Source organism: Fuchsiella alkaliacetigena (assembly GCF_023227765.1).
In the GTDB taxonomy this organism is placed as follows: domain Bacteria; phylum Bacillota; class Halanaerobiia; order Halobacteroidales; family Acetohalobiaceae; genus Fuchsiella; species Fuchsiella alkaliacetigena.
The window spans coordinates 1-21,167 of record NZ_JALKBZ010000044.1 but is presented as its reverse complement, the minus strand read 5'-3'; the positions used below and the strand labels follow the sequence as shown (position 1 = coordinate 21,167).

Here is a 21,167-nt window from a genome sequence, read left to right as displayed (position 1 = left end):
ATAGTATATCAAAATATAGATAGATCTTCAAGCGTTTTTATAACTTTTATATAGTTTTTGTTAGTATTTTAACAGCTTTTACAACCTCCTATCTTTAATCATCGTAGTATTCAAACTCTATTCCATAAACCCTAACCGTATCTCCAGCTTCGATTCCTTTCTTTTTTAAAGCAGCTTCCACTCCCATATCTTCTAAAACTCTAGCGAAATGATAAAGAGCATCTTGATTATCGAAGTTAGTCATAGCTACTCGTCGTTCAATTTCATCTCCTTTAACCTCATAAACTCCCTCTTTCTGCTCAATATAGAAATCTTCAGCCTCATCTTCAGGCTGTGGTCCTTTAATTACCACTTCTTCTTCACTCTCCTCTACTACTTCTGCAAAGTCTTCCTCAGCTTCCTTAACCAAGCTATCCACTTCCCGAATTAACTCTTCTACCCCTTGTCCAGTTACTGCTGAAATAGGAAGGACTTGATATCCCCTATCCTCTAGCTGTGATTTAAGCTCACTAATATTCTCTTGCGCCGATGTTAAGTCCATCTTATTAGCTGCTACCAACTGCTCTCGTTCCAAAAGCTGAGGATTGAACTTCTCCAGCTCCTGATTAATGGTCTCAAAGTCCTCTAAAGGATCACGCCCCTCTAAGCCTGAAGCATCGAGCAGATGCACAATCACCTTAGTTCTCTCTAAATGACGCAAAAACTGATCACCTAAGCCAGTTCCTGAATGTGCTCCTTCAATTAAACCGGGAATATCAGCCATTACAAAGCTGCTGTAATCACCGGTCTTTACTACTCCCAGATTAGGCTCTAAGGTAGTAAAGTGGTAGTTATCTATCTTAGGCTTAGCTGCCGAAACCTTGGCAATCAAGGTGGACTTACCTACATTAGGATAGCCCACTAAGCCTACATCGGCTAGTAGTTTTAATTCCAAACGTATTTCTTTCTCCTGGCCCGGCTCTCCATTTTCAGAGATTCTAGGCGCCTGTCTAGTAGAAGACTTAAATCTAGCGTTTCCTTTGCCGCCTCTACCACCTTCGGCTATTACTACCTGATCGCCTTCAGCAGTTAAATCAGCTATTAAAGTATCGTCCTGCTGATCATAAACAACTGTCCCGGGGGGAACAAAAATTATTAAGTCATCACCATTTTTACCGTGTTGATTTTTACTACCACCATTTTCACCGTCAGCGGCTTTAAAGAGTTGCTGTTCTCGAAACTTCAATAATGTATTTAATCCTTTATCTACTTTCAAAATTACATCGCCACCCTTACCGCCATCGCCGCCATCGGGCCCGCCAGTAGGTTCAAACTTCTCACGCCGAAAGCTGACTACACCATCACCGCCTTTACCGCCTTTAACCTTAACCTTAGCTTCATCTACGAACATAAACTAACACCTTCCTTATTACTTTAGCACTTTAAGCAAGAAACTCCCAGCAAAAAATCACTGGGAGTCTAGAAAACAAATATTTAAGCCATCATTTCCAACTGTTCTTCATTATAGACACTAACTTGACGATTCTTTCTACCTTTTCTCTCAAAAGTAACATAACCATCCTGCTTAGCAAAAAGAGTATCATCGCTACCGCGACCTACATTTAGACCAGGCTTAAACTTAGTTCCCCGCTGTCTAACAATGATGCTACCGGCAGAAACATACTGTCCGTCGTGGCTTTTAACTCCTAAACGTTTAGAAATACTGTCGCGTCCGTTCTTAGTACTTCCAACTCCCTTTTTAGTAGCAAATAACTGTAAATCCATCTTTTTAAGCATAACTCTCTCCTCCTTTCTGGGTTTCTATTAACTCTAAACTATCGGGGTAGGACTCAGCAGTCCTTTGCAAACCGATTATCATAGTCTCTAGAACTGTAATAACTTCTCGATTTGAAGCGTATTTTCCTAAATGACAGGTTAATAATCCGTCATCACTGTCTACATCTATGGCTAAATCTAAATAATCAGTTAAACCGAAAATAGCCGTTTGAATAATGGCCGAAACAGCAGCACAGACTATATCGTTACCAGCTTCAGCATAGCCTGCATGTCCTTGGGCCCTAAACTCCACTATCTGCCCTTCTTGATTACGCTTAATATCTATTAGTACCATTAAGCCTGAATATCCTCAATAACTACCTTCGTATAAGGCTGACGATGGCCTGTTTTCTTACGATAGTTATTTTTAGGCTTATACTTAAAAACGATGATCTTATCTCCTTTGCCCTGTTCTATAGCTTTAGCTTTAACTTGGGCCCCTTCAACTGTAGGCTGTCCAACCTGAAATCCTTTCTCACCAGATACAGCTTTTACGCTATCAAATAAGACCTCTTCTCCTTCTTCAACAGCTAACTTTTCAACCTCTAACACTTGTCCTTCTTCTACTTTATACTGCTTACCACCTGTTTCGATAATTGCATACATTATAATGACACCTCCTCTACCTCAGACTCGCCGATAACTAGGTGAACACTAGGTTCTTCAAACCCGTATCGAGCGGTTTTGGTAACTAACAAAAACAATACTTACAAGTTAAGATTGTAGCACATTTATCAAGTAATGTCAAGTAGAGATCCGTTTTACAATCTCAGCTTTAGCGTAAGTTCTATATAATTTAACAATCTCTACTTTAACTGTCTTTCCTATCAGCTTTCCTCCATCAATAACCTCAATAATAAAGCCTTCCAGTCGAGCAATTCCATCCTCTTTGTTAGTTACATGTGCTTCTTCAATCTCTACCGTCACTTGTTCTCCTTTGCTTACGGGCAAAGCTAGCTTTGCAATCTCTTCCTTGCTTCCTAACTCTATCACCTCAATATCCTCTCTATGCAGCTCTTCCGAACCGCGTACATAAATATGCCGCTGCAGTTCAGCTTCTAACTCTTTAAGATTATTGCCGCCTAAACCGATCAACCTAGAAGCCACTTGGGGATTAACCTCTATTAAGACTGCTTCTTCATCGTTCTTTTTAAATAACTCTTTTAAACTTCTAATCGCCTTTAAAGCTACTGTATCTGCTGACAAGATTTGGCCATGACCTTCACAGTAAGGGCAAGGGCTCTGTAAAAACTTAGCTACTCCCTCTTTCTCTTTTTTACGAGTCATTTCTACTAAGCCTAACTGTGTTAAGCCTAAAATAGTACTTTTAGTCTTATCCTTTTTTAATTCCTCTTCTAAAGTCGCTAATACTTCTTGTTGATCAGCTCGATTATCCATATCTATAAAGTCAATAATGATTATCCCGCCTATATCCCGCAGCTTTAACTGTCTAGCAATCTCTTTAGCAGCTTCTATATTAGTTTTTAAAACGGTATCGGCCAGATCCTTGCTCCCTACATACTTACCAGTATTGATATCAATACTGGTTAAAGCTTCAGTATTATCTATCACAATATATCCCCCGCAGTCTAACCATACCTTGCGCTGCATAATTTCTTCAATAGCCGACTCAATCTGATAGTATTTAAAAATAGGTCTCTCTTTATCATAGAGCTTAACCCTAGATTTAAGCTGCGGAGAAATAAAGTCCAGCAGTTCTTGAATACTTTGATACTCCTCTTCTTCATTAATAAGCATTCTATCAACCTGAGTAGTAAACTTATCTCTAACTAACTTATTAACTAAGTTCAAATCACGATGAATTAAAGCCGGTGCTTGTTTAGTATTATAATGATGTTTAATTTTCTTCCATAATTTAATTAAAAAATCAAAATCTTTTTCTAGCTCTGAACGAGGTTTATTAGCAGCAGCGGTACGTACAATAACTCCTTTATCCTGAGGCTTAATTTGATGAGCAATATTTTTCAAACGCTTTCTTTCCTTATTTTCATTGATCCGCCGTGAAACTCCCACGTGACTAACCGTTAACATCAACACCAAATATCTACCCGGTAAGTTTATATCGCAGGTAGCTCTAGCCCCTTTAGTTCCTACCGGGCCCTTAGTAATCTGTACCATAATCTGCTGACCTGGCTGTACTATCTGCTGAATAGCCAAGTCTTCTTTTTTCTTTTTATCTGCTACTAAAGGAAGTAAATCGCTAACATGTAAAAAAACATTTTTCTCCAAACCTACATCCACAAAGGTGGCTTGCATTCCCGGCAATACATCAGCCACTCTTCCCTTATATATATTCCCCACTATTCTCTCTTCATTATCTCTTTCAAAGTAAATCTCAGCTAACTCTTTATCCTCCAAAATAGCTACCCGAGTTTCTCGGATATCAACATCAACCACAATTTCTTTAATCATACTTCTCAGCTCCCTACTTACTTTCCAACAGTATTATTTAGAAATCACCTCAAAAGGAGTAAGCAATTTATCTGCTTCTTTAATATAAAGACCTGTTCGCTTAATATCTGTTAAAGAAAAGTCCTCGCTAATCGGATATGATTTTTGCAAGGCCCTAACTAGCTCTTGCGGACGCAGATTTCCACTACTCCCCGTCTGAATCAAAGCTTCAAGCAAAACTTGTTTAGAATTAGCAGCAGTCTCCAATAACTGCAATTCAAAAACTAAAGGTCTTAAATCTAATTGACGATCAGACTTGTTTCTTCTTTTTCTGGTAATGATCACCTCTGAATTAGCTAAAAAATCAGCTAATATTTCTTCCACTTCTGCTGCTTTTAACTCTATTTCCAATTGAAGATCCAACTCATAACGAGCAGCATTGATCTGGGCCATCAAGGACTTCACCGATATCTCTATCTCTTGCGCCGCTATTAAATCAATCCCTGCTGGTAGTTCAGCACCTAAATCAGCCTTAAACTCAGCTAACGGATACTCTGTAGCCAATTCAAAATCAAAGTACTCACTACAACTAGTAATTCCTACAGCCAAAGCTGGGCCCGCAGCAATAGCCGGCCGAGGATTATAGCCTTGCGAAAACTCAATCGGAATTTCAGCTCTACGAACGGCTCTACTTAAAACTTTCAACAAATCCAAATGAGAGATAAACTTCACTTGCTCCCCTTTAGTTAGCTTAACTCTAATCTTCATTACTATCACCTACTAAACAGCTCTCAATATCTATATTAGTTAAAACACCACAGCCATTACACTCTGCAAATCTACAATCATCAGTAGTCTCCTCTGCTAAAGCCCGTCGATATTCGGCTAATAAATAGTCTCGACTAACCCCTACCTCCAAATGCTCCCAAGGTAGCTTCGCTTCTAAATCAAAATCACGATACACATAGTCTGCTAAGTCCAGTCCTGACTCCTCAAAAGCCTGCTTCCACAAATCAAAATTAAAATGCTCTAGCCAGCTATCAAACTTAGCACCTAGCTGCCAAGCTCTTTTCAACACCTGATTAAGACGACGATCTCCCCGAGCAAAAGCAGCTTCCAAAAGACTCAAATCCGGTTCATGCCAGTCATAGGATAAGCCTTTTCCGCGCAAATTTTTCTTTAAATAGCTTAATTTTTCTTCTATCTCTGCTAGGCCAACAAAACTACTCCACTGAAAAGGAGTATGGGGCTTAGGTACAAAAATAGAAGTACTAACCTTGACCTTCCATTTACCTATAGCAGCCACCTTCTTAGCCAGATCTACCATCCCGGCTAGATCTGCTTCAGTTTCAGTAGGTAAACCGATCATAAAGTATAACTTAATTCGCTGCCAGCCGCTATCATAGGCAGCCTGAGCAGTTGTCAATAGATCCTCTTCAGTAACTCCTTTATTAATTACATCCCTCAATCTTTGCGTACCTGCTTCCGGAGCAAAGGTTAAACTGCTCTTTCTAACCTGTTGTACCTGATCGGCTAAATTCAAAGAAAAGGTATCTGTCCTCAAAGAAGGCAAGCTAATACCTACCTTCAAGTCAGCACAATCGCTTACTAGCTGTTCAACTAAGAGTTCTATTTGCGAATAATCGCTACTACTTAAAGAGACTAAGCTCAATTCTTCGTAACCGGTTTCTTTAATTGATCGCTCAGCTAACTGCTCTAATCTAGCCTGACTTCGCTCCCGCACTGGACGATAGATCATTCCTGCCTGACAAAATCTACAGCCTCTAGTACAGCCTCTAGCTATCTCTAAAGGGATTCTATCGTGAACTATCTCCATATAAGGAACAATCATCTGCGTAGGGTAATAAGCAGCATTCAAATCCTCAACTACTCTCTTAGTTATTTTAGCAGAACAGTTATCGTCTTGAGCTCTAATATCTTTAAAACTTCCGGCTTGATAGTCAGCCTCATAAAAACTGGGCACATAAACTCCTGGTAACTTAGCTAAACTCCTTAAGAGTTCTTTTCTATCTCCCCCAGATTTTTGATGGGCTAAGTATTCAGCTACTAAGTCCTCTGCCAAATCTTCAGCTTCACCAATTACTACTACATCAAAAAAGTCCACTATCGGTTCCGGATTGACAGTACAGGGCCCGCCGGCTATTACCAAAGGATCATCGCTGTTTCTATTAGCACTTTCTAAAGGAAGTCCTGCTAAGTCCAACATATTTATAATATTAGTATAACTCATTTCATACTGTAGAGTAAAGCCGATTATATCAAATTCAGCTACTGGCGTCTTGCTTTCCAGGCTAAACAAAGGTAGTTGCAACTCTCGCATCTTCTTTTCCAAATCCAACCACGGAGCATAAACTCTTTCAGCAACTACTCCTTCCTGCTGATTAAGCAAATGATAAAGAATCTTAATCCCCAAGTGCGACATTCCCACTTCATATCTATCGGGAAAAGCTAAAGCAAATGTTAAGTTTTGTTTATCAAAATCCTTATGAACAGCATTTAGCTCATTACCTAAATACCTAGTTGGTTTACTTACTTCGGGTAGTATTTCCTCTAAAGTCTTTATTATCTCTTGACGCTTCATCTTCTTACCTCCAATTATTAAAGCAACTCTTTAACCTCTGTATTTAATCCTAAGTCCAACATCCCTCTAATTATCTCTTCTTCAGTCAAAGTACCTCTTACATTTAAATCAGTATCTACTACAATTATAGTATGAAAGGTTTTAGGAGTAAACTTATCTATAATATTTTTAATAGAAGCCGTCTCCATCACTACATACTCTTGATTCTTTAAAACCTTTTCTTCCTTTAACTTACTCTTTTTTTTAGCTAAATATCTCATCAATACATAAATACTCTGTCTATTCTCTTTAGTAGCAGCAAAATAAATAAAAAAGGCAATAATTAACAATAAAATGTTAAAAAAACCTAAATAAATTCCTATTAGAGCTGCCCCAGCGATAGCTATAGAAAGATATTTACTAATCTTGATAGCTAAGCTTGTTGCTTCCCGAAAACCCAACTCCCTAACCTTAATAGCTCTCAATACTCTACCTCCATCTAAAGGTAGAGCAGGAATTAAATTAAAAAAAGCAATAGCTAGGTTTGTCTTAATAAAAAAAAGCCCCCAATTAACTGAAACTAGACCATGTCTTAAACAGATAACCATTACTGTAGCTAAAAATAGATTACAGAAGGGCCCGGCTAAGGCAGTCTTAATTTCAATCTCAGGAGCTAACTCCAACAAATCATTGTATTTAGCTACACCTCCAAAGGGTAACAGTTCCACCTCTTCTATATCTATTTGATTATTTTTAGCCACCATTACGTGTGCTAATTCATGTAAAAAAACGGCTCCAAAAGTAACCAAAGCTCTATCTAGAAGTCTCATATAACCAAATATAGCCATCACTACCAAAAATAATAAATTCAACTTTATTTTAATTCCCCATAAACGAATTATATACATACTAACTCCACCCTATACCCTGCTACTACTAGGTATATTAAGATAGAAGAACTAATATGCTTTTTAGAATTTCAATTTTTTTCTTCTTACATTAACATTAACCACTAAGCCTATTGCTAAAATATTAGTTAACAAAGAGCTTCCACCGTAACTGATAAATGGAAGAGGAATACCTGTAATCGGCATAATCCCAATGGCCATCCCTACATTCTCAAATACATGAAATAACAGCATAACCAAAATTCCTATAGTCAATAGCTGTCCAAAATCGTCCTCTGCTTCCAAAGCTACCTTAAATATTCTCCATAAAAGTAGAAAAAAGAGGACCAATACTACTACAGCTCCTAGAAAGCCTAATTCTTCTCCTAAAACCGAAAAAATAAAGTCTGTATGCTTTTCCGGTAAAAAACCTAAATTAGTCTGTGTCCCCTGAAATAGACCTTTGCCTAATAATCCTCCGGAACCCACTGCTATCTTAGACTGTATTATATTATAACCATAACCTAAAGGATCTATAGTAGGATCCCAAAAAACTATTAATCTCATTAACTGATATTCCTTTAAGGGAATAGACATTCCAAGTTGGAAGTGTGCAAATAACATGCCTCCTATTCCTAATACCGCCGTAATTACTACTGTAAAATAATATTTCAAGTTAGCCCCAGCTGCATAAAACATTCCTGCAAAAATAAAGATAAAAACTAAGTTAGTACCTAAATCATTTTGAGCTAAACCCAGAATTAAAATCGGCATAATATATAAACAAGAAATGAAACACTGCTTTATTTTAACTAACTCTTTTTTATGTTTAGCAAAAAAGTCTGCTAAACAGATAATTAAGCCTAGCTTAACCAGTTCTGCTGGCTGTAAATTAATAGGGCCTAATCTAACCCAACGCCTAGTACCTGAAAACTCTATTCCAAATATAATAACTACAACTAAAAGGATAATATTCAATAAATAGATTACTTCTGAATACTCCTTTAAAACTCTATAATCAAAACCCAAACTTAAAATCAAAAAAATAACCCCTAAGATCAAAGCTATTAACTGTCTAATCACAAAAGGATTATTAGTAAAGCCATTGGTTTGAGTAGCACTAGCAACCATCAATAAACCAATAATAACTAAAGCAAGCGTAATAATCGGTATTGAATAGTCCAATTCCCTAATCAAACTTCTAGATCTCATAGCCACTCTCCCCTTTATTGATTAATCAACAGTTTTCTAGCTATCAGTAAGCAAAAAACAGACTAGAAAACTAGTCTGATTCCGAAACATCTTCTAGGCTTCTCCTTCTTAACTCCTTAACCGGAATATTAGCTACTAAAGCAATTGATTGATCATCTTGATTTAAATCTATACTTAATCTATTAGCTTCAACTTCAATATATTTAGAAACCACTTCCAACAATTCTTCTTTCATCTCTTCTAATAATTCAGGAGAAATATTGATCTTATCATGGATTAAAACCAGCTTTAGCCTTTCTTTAGCTAAATCCTTACTATCCACCTCATCATCAAACATCTTCCTTAGCTTATCCAACACTAGCTATTCCCCCTTTTTATTATCCCAAACCAAGAATTCGCTTAAACTTTTCCATAAAACCTTCTTCTAAAGACATCAAAGGAATTTTTTCCCCTTCTAATCTATGTACAATATTTTTAAAAGCCTGAGCAGATTGAGAGTTACTATCATCTAAAATAATCGGTTCCCCTTTATTAGTGGAAATTACAATTTCCTGGTCATCGGGTACTACTCCTAAAAGCTTAATAGCTAAAATTTCAATCATATCCTCAATATCCATCATATCTCCTTTATTAACCATATCCATTCGGATTCTATTAATTATTACTTCAGGCTCCCCAAGACCTTCAGCCTGTAACATACCAATTACTCGGTCCGCATCTCTAATAGCAGCTACTTCCGGAGTAGTAATAATTATTGCTTCATCAGCACCAGCAATAGCATTTTGAAAACCCTGTTCAATTCCTGCTGGACAGTCAATAAGTACATAATCAGCTTCAGCCTTTAATCTTTTGCAGACTTCAACCATTTGCTCCTTACTAACTGCTGTCTTATCTCTAGTTTGAGCTGCTGGCAATAAAGATAAGCTACTATATCTTTTATCTTTAATCAAAGCCTGTTCTAGCCTACAGTTCTCCTCTACTACATCAACAATATCATAAACAATTCTATTTTCCAAACCCATAACTACATCTAAATTTCTCAAACCTATATCAGCATCTATTAAAACTACTTCTTTACCTAGCTGAGCTAATCCAGTTCCTATATTAGCTGTGCTAGTAGTTTTGCCAACACCACCCTTACCTGAAGTAATAACTATTGCTTTTCCATCCATAAAAAAACCCCCTCAAATTAATTTTATAAGTCTTTTATTAAGATAGCTCCATTCTTAACTAAAGCAATTTCTGGCTTACTAGGCTCTACTAAGTGATCATCTTCATCTGGGGCCCTACCTATTTTATTGCCAATCCTCAGTTGAGTAGGTTTTAACCTCCAAGCAGCAATAATAGCCTCTTCACTGCCAGTAGCTCCAGCATGAGCTATCCCCCTAAAAGCCCCCATTACTAAAATATCTCCCTTAGCCTTAACTTCAGCTCCCGGATTAACATCACCTCTAATAACTACATTTCCTCCATACTCTATCGACTGTCCTGAACGAAGAGTTCTATTCAATAAAAGAGTTGAAAGTTCAGAGGAATCGGAAAACTTTTTTACTTCCTGATTAACTTCTTGATTGATGTTCTCGTTAATAATTTCTATTACAGACAAACCAGGCAAAGCTGAAAAAATATCAATTAACTGTTCTTTATTTTTATTAGTTAATTCTCTTCTTCCTACATTAATTTTAATTTTAGAACTTACAAAAAAATTTTTACATTCTCTAGTTTTAGCTTTTAATCTAGTAAGTATTTCTTTAAAATCCAAATTTTCAGCTAAAACAATAACTAAATGTCCTTGCTCCCATTTAAATAAAATATAATCCTCCTGCATACTTACCTTCCTCCTGGGGCAAATCTAAACTAAATCTACTCAACTAATTTAATAATTACTTTAAATTAACCTCTTTCTATCAAAGCTCTTCTCTAATTTGATCCTCTTCTAGAAAGATATCTTCCTGCTCTAATTCATCACCTATATCATCTTCTATCTCCTCAATTATTTCATCCATTTTTTCTTCTCCTAACTCAGACCCTAAATAGTCCTCCAAAATTAATCTAGTTAAAGGTAAAGTATTAGCACTGGAACTTCCGTGCTCTAAAAAGACAACAATGGCTATTTCAGGATTATTTGCTGGAGCATAGCCAGCAAACCAAGCATGATTACTTCTTTGGCCACCAGTTTGAGCAGTTCCAGTCTTACCAGCAACTTCAAACTCGATATCCCTAAAAGCATTTCCAGCAGTACCGTAAGTAGTAACATCTAGCATTCCTTTTTGTAAAATTTCAAATACTTCCTTATCTACCGAGAATTGATTAAGAGTCTCAGCTTCAAAATCCTTAACTACCTTACCTTCAGCATCAACTATCTGATCCACTAACTGAGGAGAATAGAGAGTTCCCCCATTAGCAATAGCTGCTACTAAGTTCGCTTGCTGAATAGGAGTTGTTTTTAAATTTCCTTGTCCAATTGAAAGGTTGATAGTATAGCCTGGAAACCAAATTTGATCCATTCTAGTCTCAAAAGTCCTGGCCCGCCAATCAGGATCCGGCACTAAGCCAGCAGTCTCATTAGGAAGATCAATACCTGTTTTTTCTCCCAAACCATACTTTCTAGCATAATCCTGTAAAATTACTCGGTCTAAATCATATAATTGATGTCCTAGCTTATAAAATACTGTATTATTAGAATGAGCAATAGCCTCAGCAAAATTAAGATCGCCATGACCATCCCGTAACCAGTTTCTAAATTTAATTCCTCCTACCTCATAATAGCCTGGATCATAATATTCAGTCTCTGCATTAATTCCTAACTGCTCTACAGCAGCAGTTCCTGTAACTAACTTGAAAATAGATCCTGGAGGTGGAGCAGTACTAATAGCTCGATTAAGCAACGGTTGTAAAGGATCATTGTTTAAAGATTGCCAGTTTTCCCTGGAAATCCCACCAGAAAAAAGTGATAAATCGTAACTTGGAGCACTAGCTAAGGCTAAAACTCCACCCGTATTAGGGTCTAAAGCCACTACTGCTCCCCCAGTTGGGGCCTGTTTAATATCATCATCTTCTTCAGCAAGCTGAGTTAATCTTTCTAACTCATTACTAAGATACTTTTCTACAGACTTTTGCAATTCGAAATCTATATTTAAGATTAAATTATTGCCAGCAACTGGTTGTTGGATCCCTAAAGTTCTTATTTCCTGACCAGAGCTATTAATTTCTACCTGCTTTCTTCCATCTTCTCCTCGTAATTGAGTTTCATATAACCTCTCTAAACCAGAACTCCCTACTATATCACCAGCTCTATATCCTAAATGACTAACTTGTTCTAGTTGAGAAGGCGAAATTTCTGTTAAATAGCCCAACATATGGCTAGCAAAATCAGCATAAACATAATCACGCACTGGTGTTTGATCAATAATTACTCCTGGTAGTTCATTCTTCCTTTCTTCAATCATTACTAACTCACTTTGCGAAATATCTCTTTTTAAAATTACAGGTCGATTATTACTTCTGTCTTCAACCTTATTAACTAAACTCTCCAAAGGAAGATCTAAGATTTGACTCAGCTCTGTTAAAACTATTTCTAATTTTTGAGGATTTATATCAGGTAATACTGAAACTGTATAAGCTAATTTATTAGAAACTAGAATTTCTTCTTGATTAGCCATAATTTTCCCCCGAGGAGCTCCAATATTACGGACAGCTATTCTATTACCCTGGGCCAGCTGTTGATACTCATCCTCTAAAATAATCTGCAAGTAGAAAAGACGAGCAAATAAAATAATAAATAAAATCAAAATTATAATTCCAAAATGTTTTAGCCTTTGAGCTGAGTAATCTTCTATAGTCACTTTAACTTCCTCCCGACCCAGAAGTTAATTCTGTAGATACTTCCGTTGCAAATAATAAATAACTGGATAAATCAATATAGATAAAAGGGCATTATAGATCAATAAAGGAATCAATAACTCGCGCAAACGAAGCCATACAGCTAAATTAAAAGCTAACTTATTATTTAAAATAACAAATATTAACTGATCAATAACTGTAGCTAATATCACCAGTGCTACTGGAATAGCAAAATTTCGATAGTATATTTTTTGCTTTAAAAAGCCGAAAGTATAACCTAAAAGCAACTTGCTGACTATATTAACTCCAAACAAACCACCTGAAAATAGATCCTGCAATAAACCAGCTAAAAATCCTAGATAAGCCCCGTGACGAAATCCATTAAATAAAGCCAATATAACTACTATAATCAATAATAAATCTGGAATTACTCCCCCTAAAGGATAAAAGGAAAAATAGGCAACCTGTAATATTAAAGCTATTATAACCATTAAAATATAGATCAGGTCCCTCATTCACCAACCTCCTAAGCTAAAAATCAGTAATTACTAAAACCTCTTCAAAAGTACGGAGGTCAACCAAAGGCTTTAAAACAGCCGAACGGCTTAAACCATGGTCTTCAGCTTCCACTTCCTGCACCTCTCCAATGGAAATCCCTTTAGGATAATCAGCCGATAAACCGGAGGTTATAATCTCATCCCCATCAATAATATCAGCATCCCAAGGCAACTTGTCCATCCTCAGTAGTTCCTTATTATCTGCAGTTCCTTGGACAATACCTATTTCGCGAGACTCCTCTCTAGATACTAAGCCACCAATAGTAAAACTATAATCAGTAATTAATAAAACTTGAGCACTGTAAGCACTAACCTTTTCTACCTTGCCAATTAAATGTCCATTATAAGTAACTACTAACATCTTAGGTTCTAGGCCCGAACGACTACCTCGATTTATAGTAACCACTTCTGACCAATTAGACGCACTACGCCCTATTACTTTAGCACCTAAGAATTGAAATGAGTCTCTTTGTTCAAAATTAAGTAACTCTCGCAAGCGTTGATTTTCCTTACTAAGTTCCGCTAATTCTTGTAACTGCCATTTTAACTTTTTATTTTCGCGAATTAAGTTAATATTCTCTTCTCTAGTCTCTTTATAATTAAACACCACGCTAGCAGCTCCAGTAAATGAAGATCTAATAGAACTGACTCCTCTTAGCAAAGGCGACAATAAGTCAGCTACTAAACCTTCTCCTAATATTCCCGCCGGAATAATAATCTCGACTAAATTAATCAAACTCAAAAAAAGTATCAGCAGTACCAAAACCAAAATAAATCGTCTATGTTGTTCAAAAAAGCTACCCAATAATACCACCCGCTTTTATATTACTACACATTTAAGATAAACGCTTGGGAGTAATCAATACATCACGTAAATCATTTAGCTCATCCAAGACCTTACCAGTCCCCTGCACAACACAGTTTAAAGGATCTTCAGCTAAATAAACCGGCATTCCTGTATTATCACACAATAGTTGATCTAAGCCGGTTAATAAAGAGCCACCTCCAGCCATAACAATTCCACGATCCATAATATCAGCTGATAATTCAGGAGGAGTACTCTCTAAGGTATCTTTAACAGCTTTAACTATATCATTAACAGGCTCTTTTAAGGCTTCTTGTACCTCTTCACTAGTAATTTTAATAGTCTTCGGCAGCCCATTAACTAAGTCTCGACCTCTAATTTCAACCGATTCAGACTCTGGCTCGGTAATATAAGCTGAGCCAATCTCCATTTTAACAGACTCTGCCGTCCTTTCACCTACCATCAGATTATAGTTATCCTTAATATATTGCACAATGCTAGAGTCCATTTCATCACCACCAACTCGAATAGACTGTTTAGTAACTATTCCCCCTAAGGAAATAACAGCCACTTCAGTAGTTCCACCACCGATATCCACTACCATATTTCCAGTAGCTTCGTGAACTGGAAGTTCAGCTCCAATAGCCGCTGCCATAGGCTCTTCAATCAAATAGGCTTCTCTAGCTCCAGCATGCAAGGCAGCATCGATTACCGCTCTCTTTTCTACTTCAGTTACTCCGGAAGGAACACAAACAATAATTCTGGGCCTTACTAAACGCTTTCTTTTATGGGCTTTAGTAATAAAATGCCTTAACATTTTTTCAGTAATTTCAAAGTTAGCTATTACTCCATCTTTCATCGGTCGAATAGCTATAATATTACCTGGAGTTCTACCAATCATATCCTTAGCTTCCTTACCAACTCTTAAAACCTCCTGAGTATCCTTGCGAATAGCTACCACTGAAGGTTCTGTAATTATAACTCCTTTTCCTCTAACATAAACTAAAGTATTAGCAGTTCCTAAATCAATTCCCATATCTCGTGAGAATGGTGCAGTAAAAAAATCCATTACCATTTTAATTTTCTCCCTTCCTCTCGATTTATTCTAAATATCCTTGTTCTCTTAAGCTGATATAATTTTGTTCACCGATTATTAGGTGATCTAAAACCTCAATCCCTATTAGTTCACCTGCTTTCTGTAAACGCTGAGTTACTTTAATATCCTCAGTGCTAGGTTCAGGATTACCACTAGGATGGTTATGAGCTAAAATTATAGCTGCACTACTGCGCTTAATAGCAGGTTTGAAAACTTCTCTAGGATGAACAATAGAGTTATTTAAGCTACCTATAGAAATTTCTTCTATAGATATTAATTGATTTTTAGTATCCAATAAAATAATCACAAAGTTTTCTTTTTGTAAAAAAGACAGTTTAGCTAATAACAGGTTACTTACATCTTGGGCCGACCTAATTACAGTACTATCCTGTTCACAACTAGCCATCCAGACCCTTTGGCCTAACTCAATAGTAGCGCTAACCTGGGCTGCTTTAGCTATCCCAATCCCCTTCACTTCCTGCAACTCCTCTAGGCTGGCCTCTTTAATAAACTTAAGCCCCCCAGCATGAATTAACAGCTTATTAGCTAACTCTATAGCAGTATCATCTTGATTGCCAGTCCTAATTATTAAAGCTAAAAGTTCGGCAGTAGACATAGCTTTAGCTCCGAACTTAACTAATTTTTCTCGCGGTCTTTCTTCTTTAGGTAAGTCTTTAATAGTTAAATTATATTCAACCACAGTTTTCACCAACCTTTTTTAAGCTAACTTATAGCCTAGCTTTTTACAGTGAGTAACTACTTTAGTCAAAGGTAGTCCTACTACATTTGAAAAAAGACCTCTAATACTATTGATTAAAATAGCTCCTCTGCCTTGAATAGCATAAGCTCCTGCTTTATCCATTGGTTCTCCTGTGGCTACATAATCTGTAATCTCTTGTTGAGTAAGCTCTCTCATTAATACATCAGTTATTTCATAATCTACTATTTCAATTGACTTGTTAAGATCTTTAATTGCTATTCCTGTAATTACTTGATGCTCTGTCCCACTTAGTTTTTTTAACATCTTCTCGGCTTCTCTTTTTGAATTAGGTTTACCTAAAACCTCTTCTTTATTATAAACTACAATAGTATCAGCAGCAATAATTAAAGCACTATCCATAGTTTGAGCTACCTGAGTAGCCTTAACCTGGGCTAAACGCTGTACCAAATCTAGATAATCACTACCTTCAACCTGACTTTCATCTATTCCACTAGGAACTACAGTAAACTCCACCCCAATTTGCTTTAATAGATCTCTGCGCCGCGGTGAAGCCGAAGCCAACACTATTCGTTCCATCATAACTCCTCCAAATATATCATACTAGTATAGTCAATTCGTTATCAAACTTGAAATTCCTGTTCAAATTCAAAATTTAGCTGCAAATGTTTTGCTAAGTATATCACAGTTAAGCCGATAAAAAAACCTGTAGGTAAAGCAAAAAGAAGTAAATAGGGTAAATAATAAAAAATTGACCAGTTATTTATCAAAATAAAAGCCATTGCTAACTGACCTATATTATGTGAAACCGCTCCAATTAAACTAATACCAATCAAACTAAACTTAGCACCTAAATACTTATGAGCTAAAACCATCAAGCAATAACTCAGTATACCTCCAGATAAACTCAAATAAAAACCTGGAGTCAAAAAAGTACCTATTAATAAGGAAGAAATAAAAATCCTTAAAATTAATACATAAAAACCAGCTTTATATCCCAATAACACCAAAGTTAATAAAATTATTAAGTTTGCTAATCCTAACTTAGCTCCGGGAATAATTACTGAAGTCGGTAGCATAGACTCAACTATATGCATTACTATAGCCATAGCTACTAACAGAGATATATAAAGTAATTTTTTATATTTAAGCATTTTTAACCATCCCTTTTTATTATGTCAAAATAATTTAAATAATATTGAATTTATCCCTATCAGTACTAAATCTTATCCAAGTCCAATTATCTGTTCTTCAATTAAATCAGCCACCTCATCCAGCTGCTGAGCTGAAAACTCTTCTTCGTTCCGAACAATAGTCAAAATCTGTTCATCTGTTTCCGAAAACAAAGGCTGTTCATACTCTGCCGGACGAAAAATTTCTATTTTAGCTTTATCGCCAGTCTTATAACCTTCAGTAATTACCAAATCAACTTCAGAATTTATATAGTTACTAAGTATCTTATCTAAGTCAACCTCTCTTTCTAGCTCTCTAATCATAGCTAGTTTATTTCGTGAAGATAAAACAACAGTTTCAGCACCTGCCTGACGATGTCTCCAGCTATCTTTACCGGGAGTATCTATTTGAAATTTATGAGCATCATGCTTAATAGTAGCTATTCGATAACCTCTACTCTTCAGTTCCGGAATCAACTGTTCAATAAAGGTAGTCTTACCTGAATTAGAATTACCAACTATAGATACAACTGGAAGTTCCATTTATAATTTCACCACCTGTTTTAAATAATTACTTAGCTCAAATAACATCCTTTGATACACTTCTAGATAAAGAATTTAGATTCCTGCTACAAACTTAATTACATTATATCATTATATCATTAATAAAGTCCTATAGTCCAACCCTTTATTCAAATAATTTAAGCTATTTAAATCTAAGCTTAGCGTTAATTAATCATATTTTTAACCTTTAATGTAAACTATATCACAGCAAACTATTTATGCAAGTACAAAAAGCAATTTATAAGTAAAAATTCTTTGAAATAATCAACGGGACACCCTCTTATCGAAAGTGTCCCGTTGATTATTTATGCTGATGTATGGTGGTTAACCAATTTAGCTAACAAGTTTCTATATATTGATCTAACTCCCATTGATGAACCTGAGCTTTATAAGCATTCCACTCAGAGCGCTTAGCCTTCACAAACTGAGTTAAGACATGATCGCCTAAAGCTTCTTTGATAACCTCATCTGCTAATAATTCATCAATTGCTTCATTTAAATTGCCTGGCAGAGCCTCGATATTTAGCTCTTCTTTTTCATCGATAGTCATGTCATATATATTAGCCAGTACCTCAGCCGGCGGTTCAATTTCATTTTTAATCCCATCTAAGCCTGCTTTTAACATTACAGCTATAGCTAAGTAAGGATTAGCTGAAGGATCAGGATTTCTAAGCTCTAAGCGAGTTCCGGCTCCGCGAGAAGCTGGAATCCTCACTAAAGCACTACGATTACAGCTAGACCAAGCCAAGTAGACCGGTGCTTCATAGCCAGGCACTAGACGCTTATAGGAGTTTACTGTCGGATTGGTAATAGCAGCAATAGCCTTAGCGTGCTTTAATAATCCCCCAATATAGTAATAAGCCGTTTGACTTAAGCCTAATTCATCGCTTTGATCATAGAAGCAGTTTTCTCCATCCTTATATAGAGACTGATGAACGTGCATCCCGGAACCATTTTCTCCAAATATCGGCTTAGGCATAAAGGTAGCATGAATTCCGTATTCATTAGCAATAGCCTTAGTTACAAATCTAAAGGTAGCAATATTATCGGCTGTCTTGAGAGCATCGGCATACTTAAAGTCAATCTCATGCTGTCCTGGGGCTACCTCGTGGTGAGAAGCCTCTACTTCAAAGCCCATCTCTTCTAAAGATAGCACTATATCTCGGCGTACATTGCAGCCTAAGTCTACTGGACTTAAATCAAAATAACCACCTCGGTCGTGAGTTACTGTCGTTGGTCTGCCCTCTTCATCCTTCTCGAAAAGGAAGAACTCTGGCTCCGGGCCCACATTCATTGTATAACCCATCTCTTCTGCCTCTTCCAATACCTTTTTTAACACATTTCGCGGTCCGCCTATGAAAGGTTCACCATCAGTATTATACACATCGCAAACCAATCTAGCTACTGCTCCACCATCACTAGGCCCTGCTGGCCGCCAAGGAAAAACAGTAAAGGTATCATAGTCCGGCTCTAAATACATATCCGATTCCTGAATTCTAGTAAAGCCATCGATAGAAGAGCCATCAAACATTATATTCCCCTCTAGTGCTTCCTCTAACTGCTCTACTGTAATAGCCACATTCTTAATAACTCCTAAAATATCTGTGAACTGCAACCTTACAAACTTAACCCCTGCTTCCTCTGCCTGCTTTAAAACATCTTCTTTAGTAATTTCACTCATTTTAAGTCCCCCTTAAATATTTTTTGCAATCTCTATGTGAAGTTTATGTTAGCTTTAAAGTAATTATAAGGCCTTTTCTCCTGTTTGTCAAGTGTTTTTTTGGGTTTTTTACAATCGATTACTGCAAACCTTACATATCAGTGTTATCCTAACAGGTCTGCACCTGATATTCCTCCAACCAAATATTAAGCTGTATCAAATAAGCAAAAAGCTGTGGTAAACGCATTAACTGTCCAAACCAAGGAATATCAAACTCTTGCCCTGCCTCTATAAGTTTCAATACCTTTTCCACTTCAATTAAATCTCTTAAAGGAGCATTATTATCATTAAGCAACTCTAGTAACCAGTCTCTAGTAGCTTCATAATAAGCCGGATCAAAGGTTTTGGGATAGGGATTCTTAGGTCGCAAGCGCACCTCTTCCGGCAAAATTCCTTTTAAAGCCGCTCGCAAAATTCCCTTCCTTTGATTTTGAAAGTTCTTCATTGACCAAGGAATATTCCAAGCATACTCTACTAAACGATGATCACAGAAAGGAACTCTCACTTCTAAGCTAGTAGCCATACTCATCCGGTCTTTGCGATCCAAAAGAGTCGGCATCCACCTAGTAAGGTTGAGATAGAACATCTCCCGCATTCGCGCCTCTTTAGCTCCTTCACCTGGCAAGGTAGGTACTTCCGCTAAGGCTTCTTGATATCTGCGAGCCATATATTCTTCGGCTCTAATCTCCTCTAGCACTGCCGGAGCTAATAATTCTATTCGTTCTTTTAATCTCCAGGCCCAAGGAAAAGTATCAGCCTCCAAAGCCTCCTGACGATAATACCAAGGATAACCACCGAATATCTCGTCAGCACACTCGCCAGAAACTGCCACCGTAAAATCCTGCTCAATCTGCTGACAAAAAAGATACAAAGAAACATCTATATCGGCCATTCCGGGTAAATCCCGAGCGTAAACCGCTTCTTCAAGTCCAGCAACTAAGTCTGAATTATCCAAAGTAATATAATGATGAACCGTATCAGCATAAGCAGCCACAAGCTCTATAAAGCGAGTATCTGCTTCTGGTTGAAACTCATTAGCCTCAAAATACTCTTCATTGCCTACATAGTCCACCGAATAACTATGTAACTGTCCATAGCCGGCTTCCTGTAAAGCAGCACTAGCTACCGCAGTGATAGCACTAGAATCCAAACCCCCGGATAACAGAGTACAGATAGGTACATCTGAAATAAGCTGACGCTCTACAGTATCTACAAATAACTCTCTAACTCTAGCTATAGTCTCTTCTATATTATGGGGATGGGGCTTACTCTCCAACTGCCAATACTGCTCTTTTTCAACTCCCTCTTTATTATAAAGCAAATAATGACCAGGTTTTAATTCCTTAACTCCTTTAAAAACACCATGACCAGGTGTTCTAGCCGGGCCCATTACCAATACCTCAGCTAAACCTTCTCTGTCTATTTTAGGCTCCACCTCTGGATGAAGTAGTAGTGACTTTAACTCCGAAGCAAATAGCAGACCATCTCCCCTCTGAGTATAAAACAAAGGTTTAACCCCCAACCGATCCCGAGCTAAATAAAGTTCTTCCTTAGCTTGGTTCCAAATAGCAAAAGCAAAGATCCCGTTTAAGTACTTAACACACTCCTTGCCCCATTCCAAATAAGAAACCAGTAATACCTCCGTATCGGAATGACTGCGAAAGCTATGACCTAAGCTTTTTAATTCTCTTCTTAATTCAACAGTATTACTCTTTCTATGCAATCATTTGTTAATATTATCCATCGGTTAAAATAAAGGTAGGCATAAGCTATCTCCTTTGATAA

General features: G+C 37.0%; 22 protein-coding genes. All 22 read right to left on the bottom strand.

Annotated elements, in window-relative coordinates:
• Positions 1-94: 94 nt before the first annotated feature.
• The 22 genes from obgE to asnB all read right to left on the bottom strand — a co-directional run bounded on the left by obgE (position 95) and on the right by asnB (position 21,105).
• On the bottom strand, positions 95-1,390 hold the full coding sequence (gene obgE, locus MWH30_RS11110) for a GTPase ObgE (protein ID WP_248664156.1): 1,296 nt from the start codon (positions 1,388-1,390) through the stop codon (positions 95-97).
• An 83-nt stretch (positions 1,391-1,473) separates the two neighbouring features.
• A complete protein-coding gene (gene rpmA, locus MWH30_RS11105; protein WP_248664155.1) occupies positions 1,474-1,776 on the bottom strand; it encodes a 50S ribosomal protein L27 in 303 nt (100 codons plus the stop codon).
• Positions 1,769-2,110: a ribosomal-processing cysteine protease Prp gene (locus MWH30_RS11100; RefSeq protein ID WP_248664154.1), complete on the bottom strand. Its 342-nt coding sequence runs from the start codon at positions 2,108-2,110 to the stop codon at positions 1,769-1,771. Before MWH30_RS11100 ends, rpmA begins: the two co-directional genes overlap by 8 nt.
• The gene (gene rplU, locus MWH30_RS11095; protein WP_248664153.1) at positions 2,110-2,421 is read right to left on the bottom strand and encodes a 50S ribosomal protein L21; all 312 of its coding nucleotides are present in this window, start codon (positions 2,419-2,421) and stop codon (positions 2,110-2,112) included. Before rplU ends, MWH30_RS11100 begins: the two co-directional genes overlap by 1 nt.
• 138 nt (positions 2,422-2,559) lie before the next feature.
• Positions 2,560-4,248, bottom strand: coding sequence for an Rne/Rng family ribonuclease (locus tag MWH30_RS11090; RefSeq protein WP_248664152.1), 1,689 nt, complete (start codon positions 4,246-4,248; stop codon positions 2,560-2,562).
• 33 nt (positions 4,249-4,281) lie between these two features.
• Entirely contained in the window at positions 4,282-4,995 is a 714-nt protein-coding gene (locus MWH30_RS11085) for a TIGR03936 family radical SAM-associated protein (protein WP_248664151.1), read from the bottom strand.
• Positions 4,985-6,829 carry a TIGR03960 family B12-binding radical SAM protein gene (locus MWH30_RS11080; protein ID WP_248664150.1) on the bottom strand — a complete coding sequence of 615 codons (1,845 nt, stop codon included), beginning with the start codon at positions 6,827-6,829 and terminating at the stop codon, positions 4,985-4,987. The genes MWH30_RS11085 and MWH30_RS11080 overlap by 11 nt, the downstream gene beginning before the upstream one ends.
• A gap of 17 nt (positions 6,830-6,846) precedes the next feature.
• A complete protein-coding gene (locus MWH30_RS11075) occupies positions 6,847-7,716 on the bottom strand; it encodes a M50 family metallopeptidase (RefSeq protein WP_248664149.1) in 870 nt (289 codons plus the stop codon).
• Positions 7,717-7,779: 63 nt separating this feature from the next.
• Positions 7,780-8,907, bottom strand: a complete 1,128-nt coding sequence (gene rodA / locus MWH30_RS11070; RefSeq protein WP_248664148.1) for a rod shape-determining protein RodA — start codon at positions 8,905-8,907, stop codon at positions 7,780-7,782.
• Positions 8,908-8,977: 70 nt separating this feature from the next.
• A complete protein-coding gene (gene minE / locus MWH30_RS11065) occupies positions 8,978-9,265 on the bottom strand; it encodes a cell division topological specificity factor MinE (RefSeq protein ID WP_248664147.1) in 288 nt (95 codons plus the stop codon).
• 19 nt (positions 9,266-9,284) lie between these two features.
• A complete protein-coding gene (gene minD, locus MWH30_RS11060) occupies positions 9,285-10,079 on the bottom strand; it encodes a septum site-determining protein MinD (RefSeq protein ID WP_248664146.1) in 795 nt (264 codons plus the stop codon).
• 23 nt (positions 10,080-10,102) lie between these two features.
• Complete coding sequence (gene minC / locus MWH30_RS11055; protein WP_248664145.1) at positions 10,103-10,735, bottom strand: septum site-determining protein MinC; 633 nt, start codon at positions 10,733-10,735, stop codon at positions 10,103-10,105.
• A 79-nt stretch (positions 10,736-10,814) separates the two neighbouring features.
• Positions 10,815-12,752, bottom strand: coding sequence for a penicillin-binding protein 2 (mrdA, locus tag MWH30_RS11050; protein ID WP_248664144.1), 1,938 nt, complete (start codon positions 12,750-12,752; stop codon positions 10,815-10,817).
• Between the two features lie 24 nt (positions 12,753-12,776).
• On the bottom strand, positions 12,777-13,265 hold the full coding sequence (gene mreD, locus MWH30_RS11045) for a rod shape-determining protein MreD (RefSeq protein WP_248664143.1): 489 nt from the start codon (positions 13,263-13,265) through the stop codon (positions 12,777-12,779).
• Between the two features lie 16 nt (positions 13,266-13,281).
• Positions 13,282-14,112, bottom strand: a complete 831-nt coding sequence (gene mreC / locus MWH30_RS11040) for a rod shape-determining protein MreC (RefSeq protein WP_248664142.1) — start codon at positions 14,110-14,112, stop codon at positions 13,282-13,284.
• A 31-nt stretch (positions 14,113-14,143) separates the two neighbouring features.
• Positions 14,144-15,187: a rod shape-determining protein gene (locus MWH30_RS11035; RefSeq protein ID WP_282706306.1), complete on the bottom strand. Its 1,044-nt coding sequence runs from the start codon at positions 15,185-15,187 to the stop codon at positions 14,144-14,146.
• Between the two features lie 25 nt (positions 15,188-15,212).
• Positions 15,213-15,908: a RadC family protein gene (radC, locus tag MWH30_RS11030; RefSeq protein ID WP_248664141.1), complete on the bottom strand. Its 696-nt coding sequence runs from the start codon at positions 15,906-15,908 to the stop codon at positions 15,213-15,215.
• An 18-nt stretch (positions 15,909-15,926) separates the two neighbouring features.
• On the bottom strand, positions 15,927-16,505 hold the full coding sequence (locus MWH30_RS11025) for a Maf family protein (protein WP_248664140.1): 579 nt from the start codon (positions 16,503-16,505) through the stop codon (positions 15,927-15,929).
• 44 nt (positions 16,506-16,549) lie between these two features.
• On the bottom strand, positions 16,550-17,080 hold the full coding sequence (locus MWH30_RS11020) for a Gx transporter family protein (RefSeq protein WP_248664139.1): 531 nt from the start codon (positions 17,078-17,080) through the stop codon (positions 16,550-16,552).
• A 72-nt stretch (positions 17,081-17,152) separates the two neighbouring features.
• Positions 17,153-17,641: a molybdopterin-guanine dinucleotide biosynthesis protein B gene (gene mobB, locus MWH30_RS11015; RefSeq protein ID WP_248664138.1), complete on the bottom strand. Its 489-nt coding sequence runs from the start codon at positions 17,639-17,641 to the stop codon at positions 17,153-17,155.
• A 358-nt stretch (positions 17,642-17,999) separates the two neighbouring features.
• Positions 18,000-19,343, bottom strand: a complete 1,344-nt coding sequence (gene glnA, locus MWH30_RS11010; RefSeq protein ID WP_248664137.1) for a type I glutamate--ammonia ligase — start codon at positions 19,341-19,343, stop codon at positions 18,000-18,002.
• 148 nt (positions 19,344-19,491) lie between these two features.
• Entirely contained in the window at positions 19,492-21,105 is a 1,614-nt protein-coding gene (asnB, locus tag MWH30_RS11005; RefSeq protein WP_248664136.1) for an asparagine synthase (glutamine-hydrolyzing), read from the bottom strand.
• Positions 21,106-21,167 lie beyond the last annotated feature (62 nt).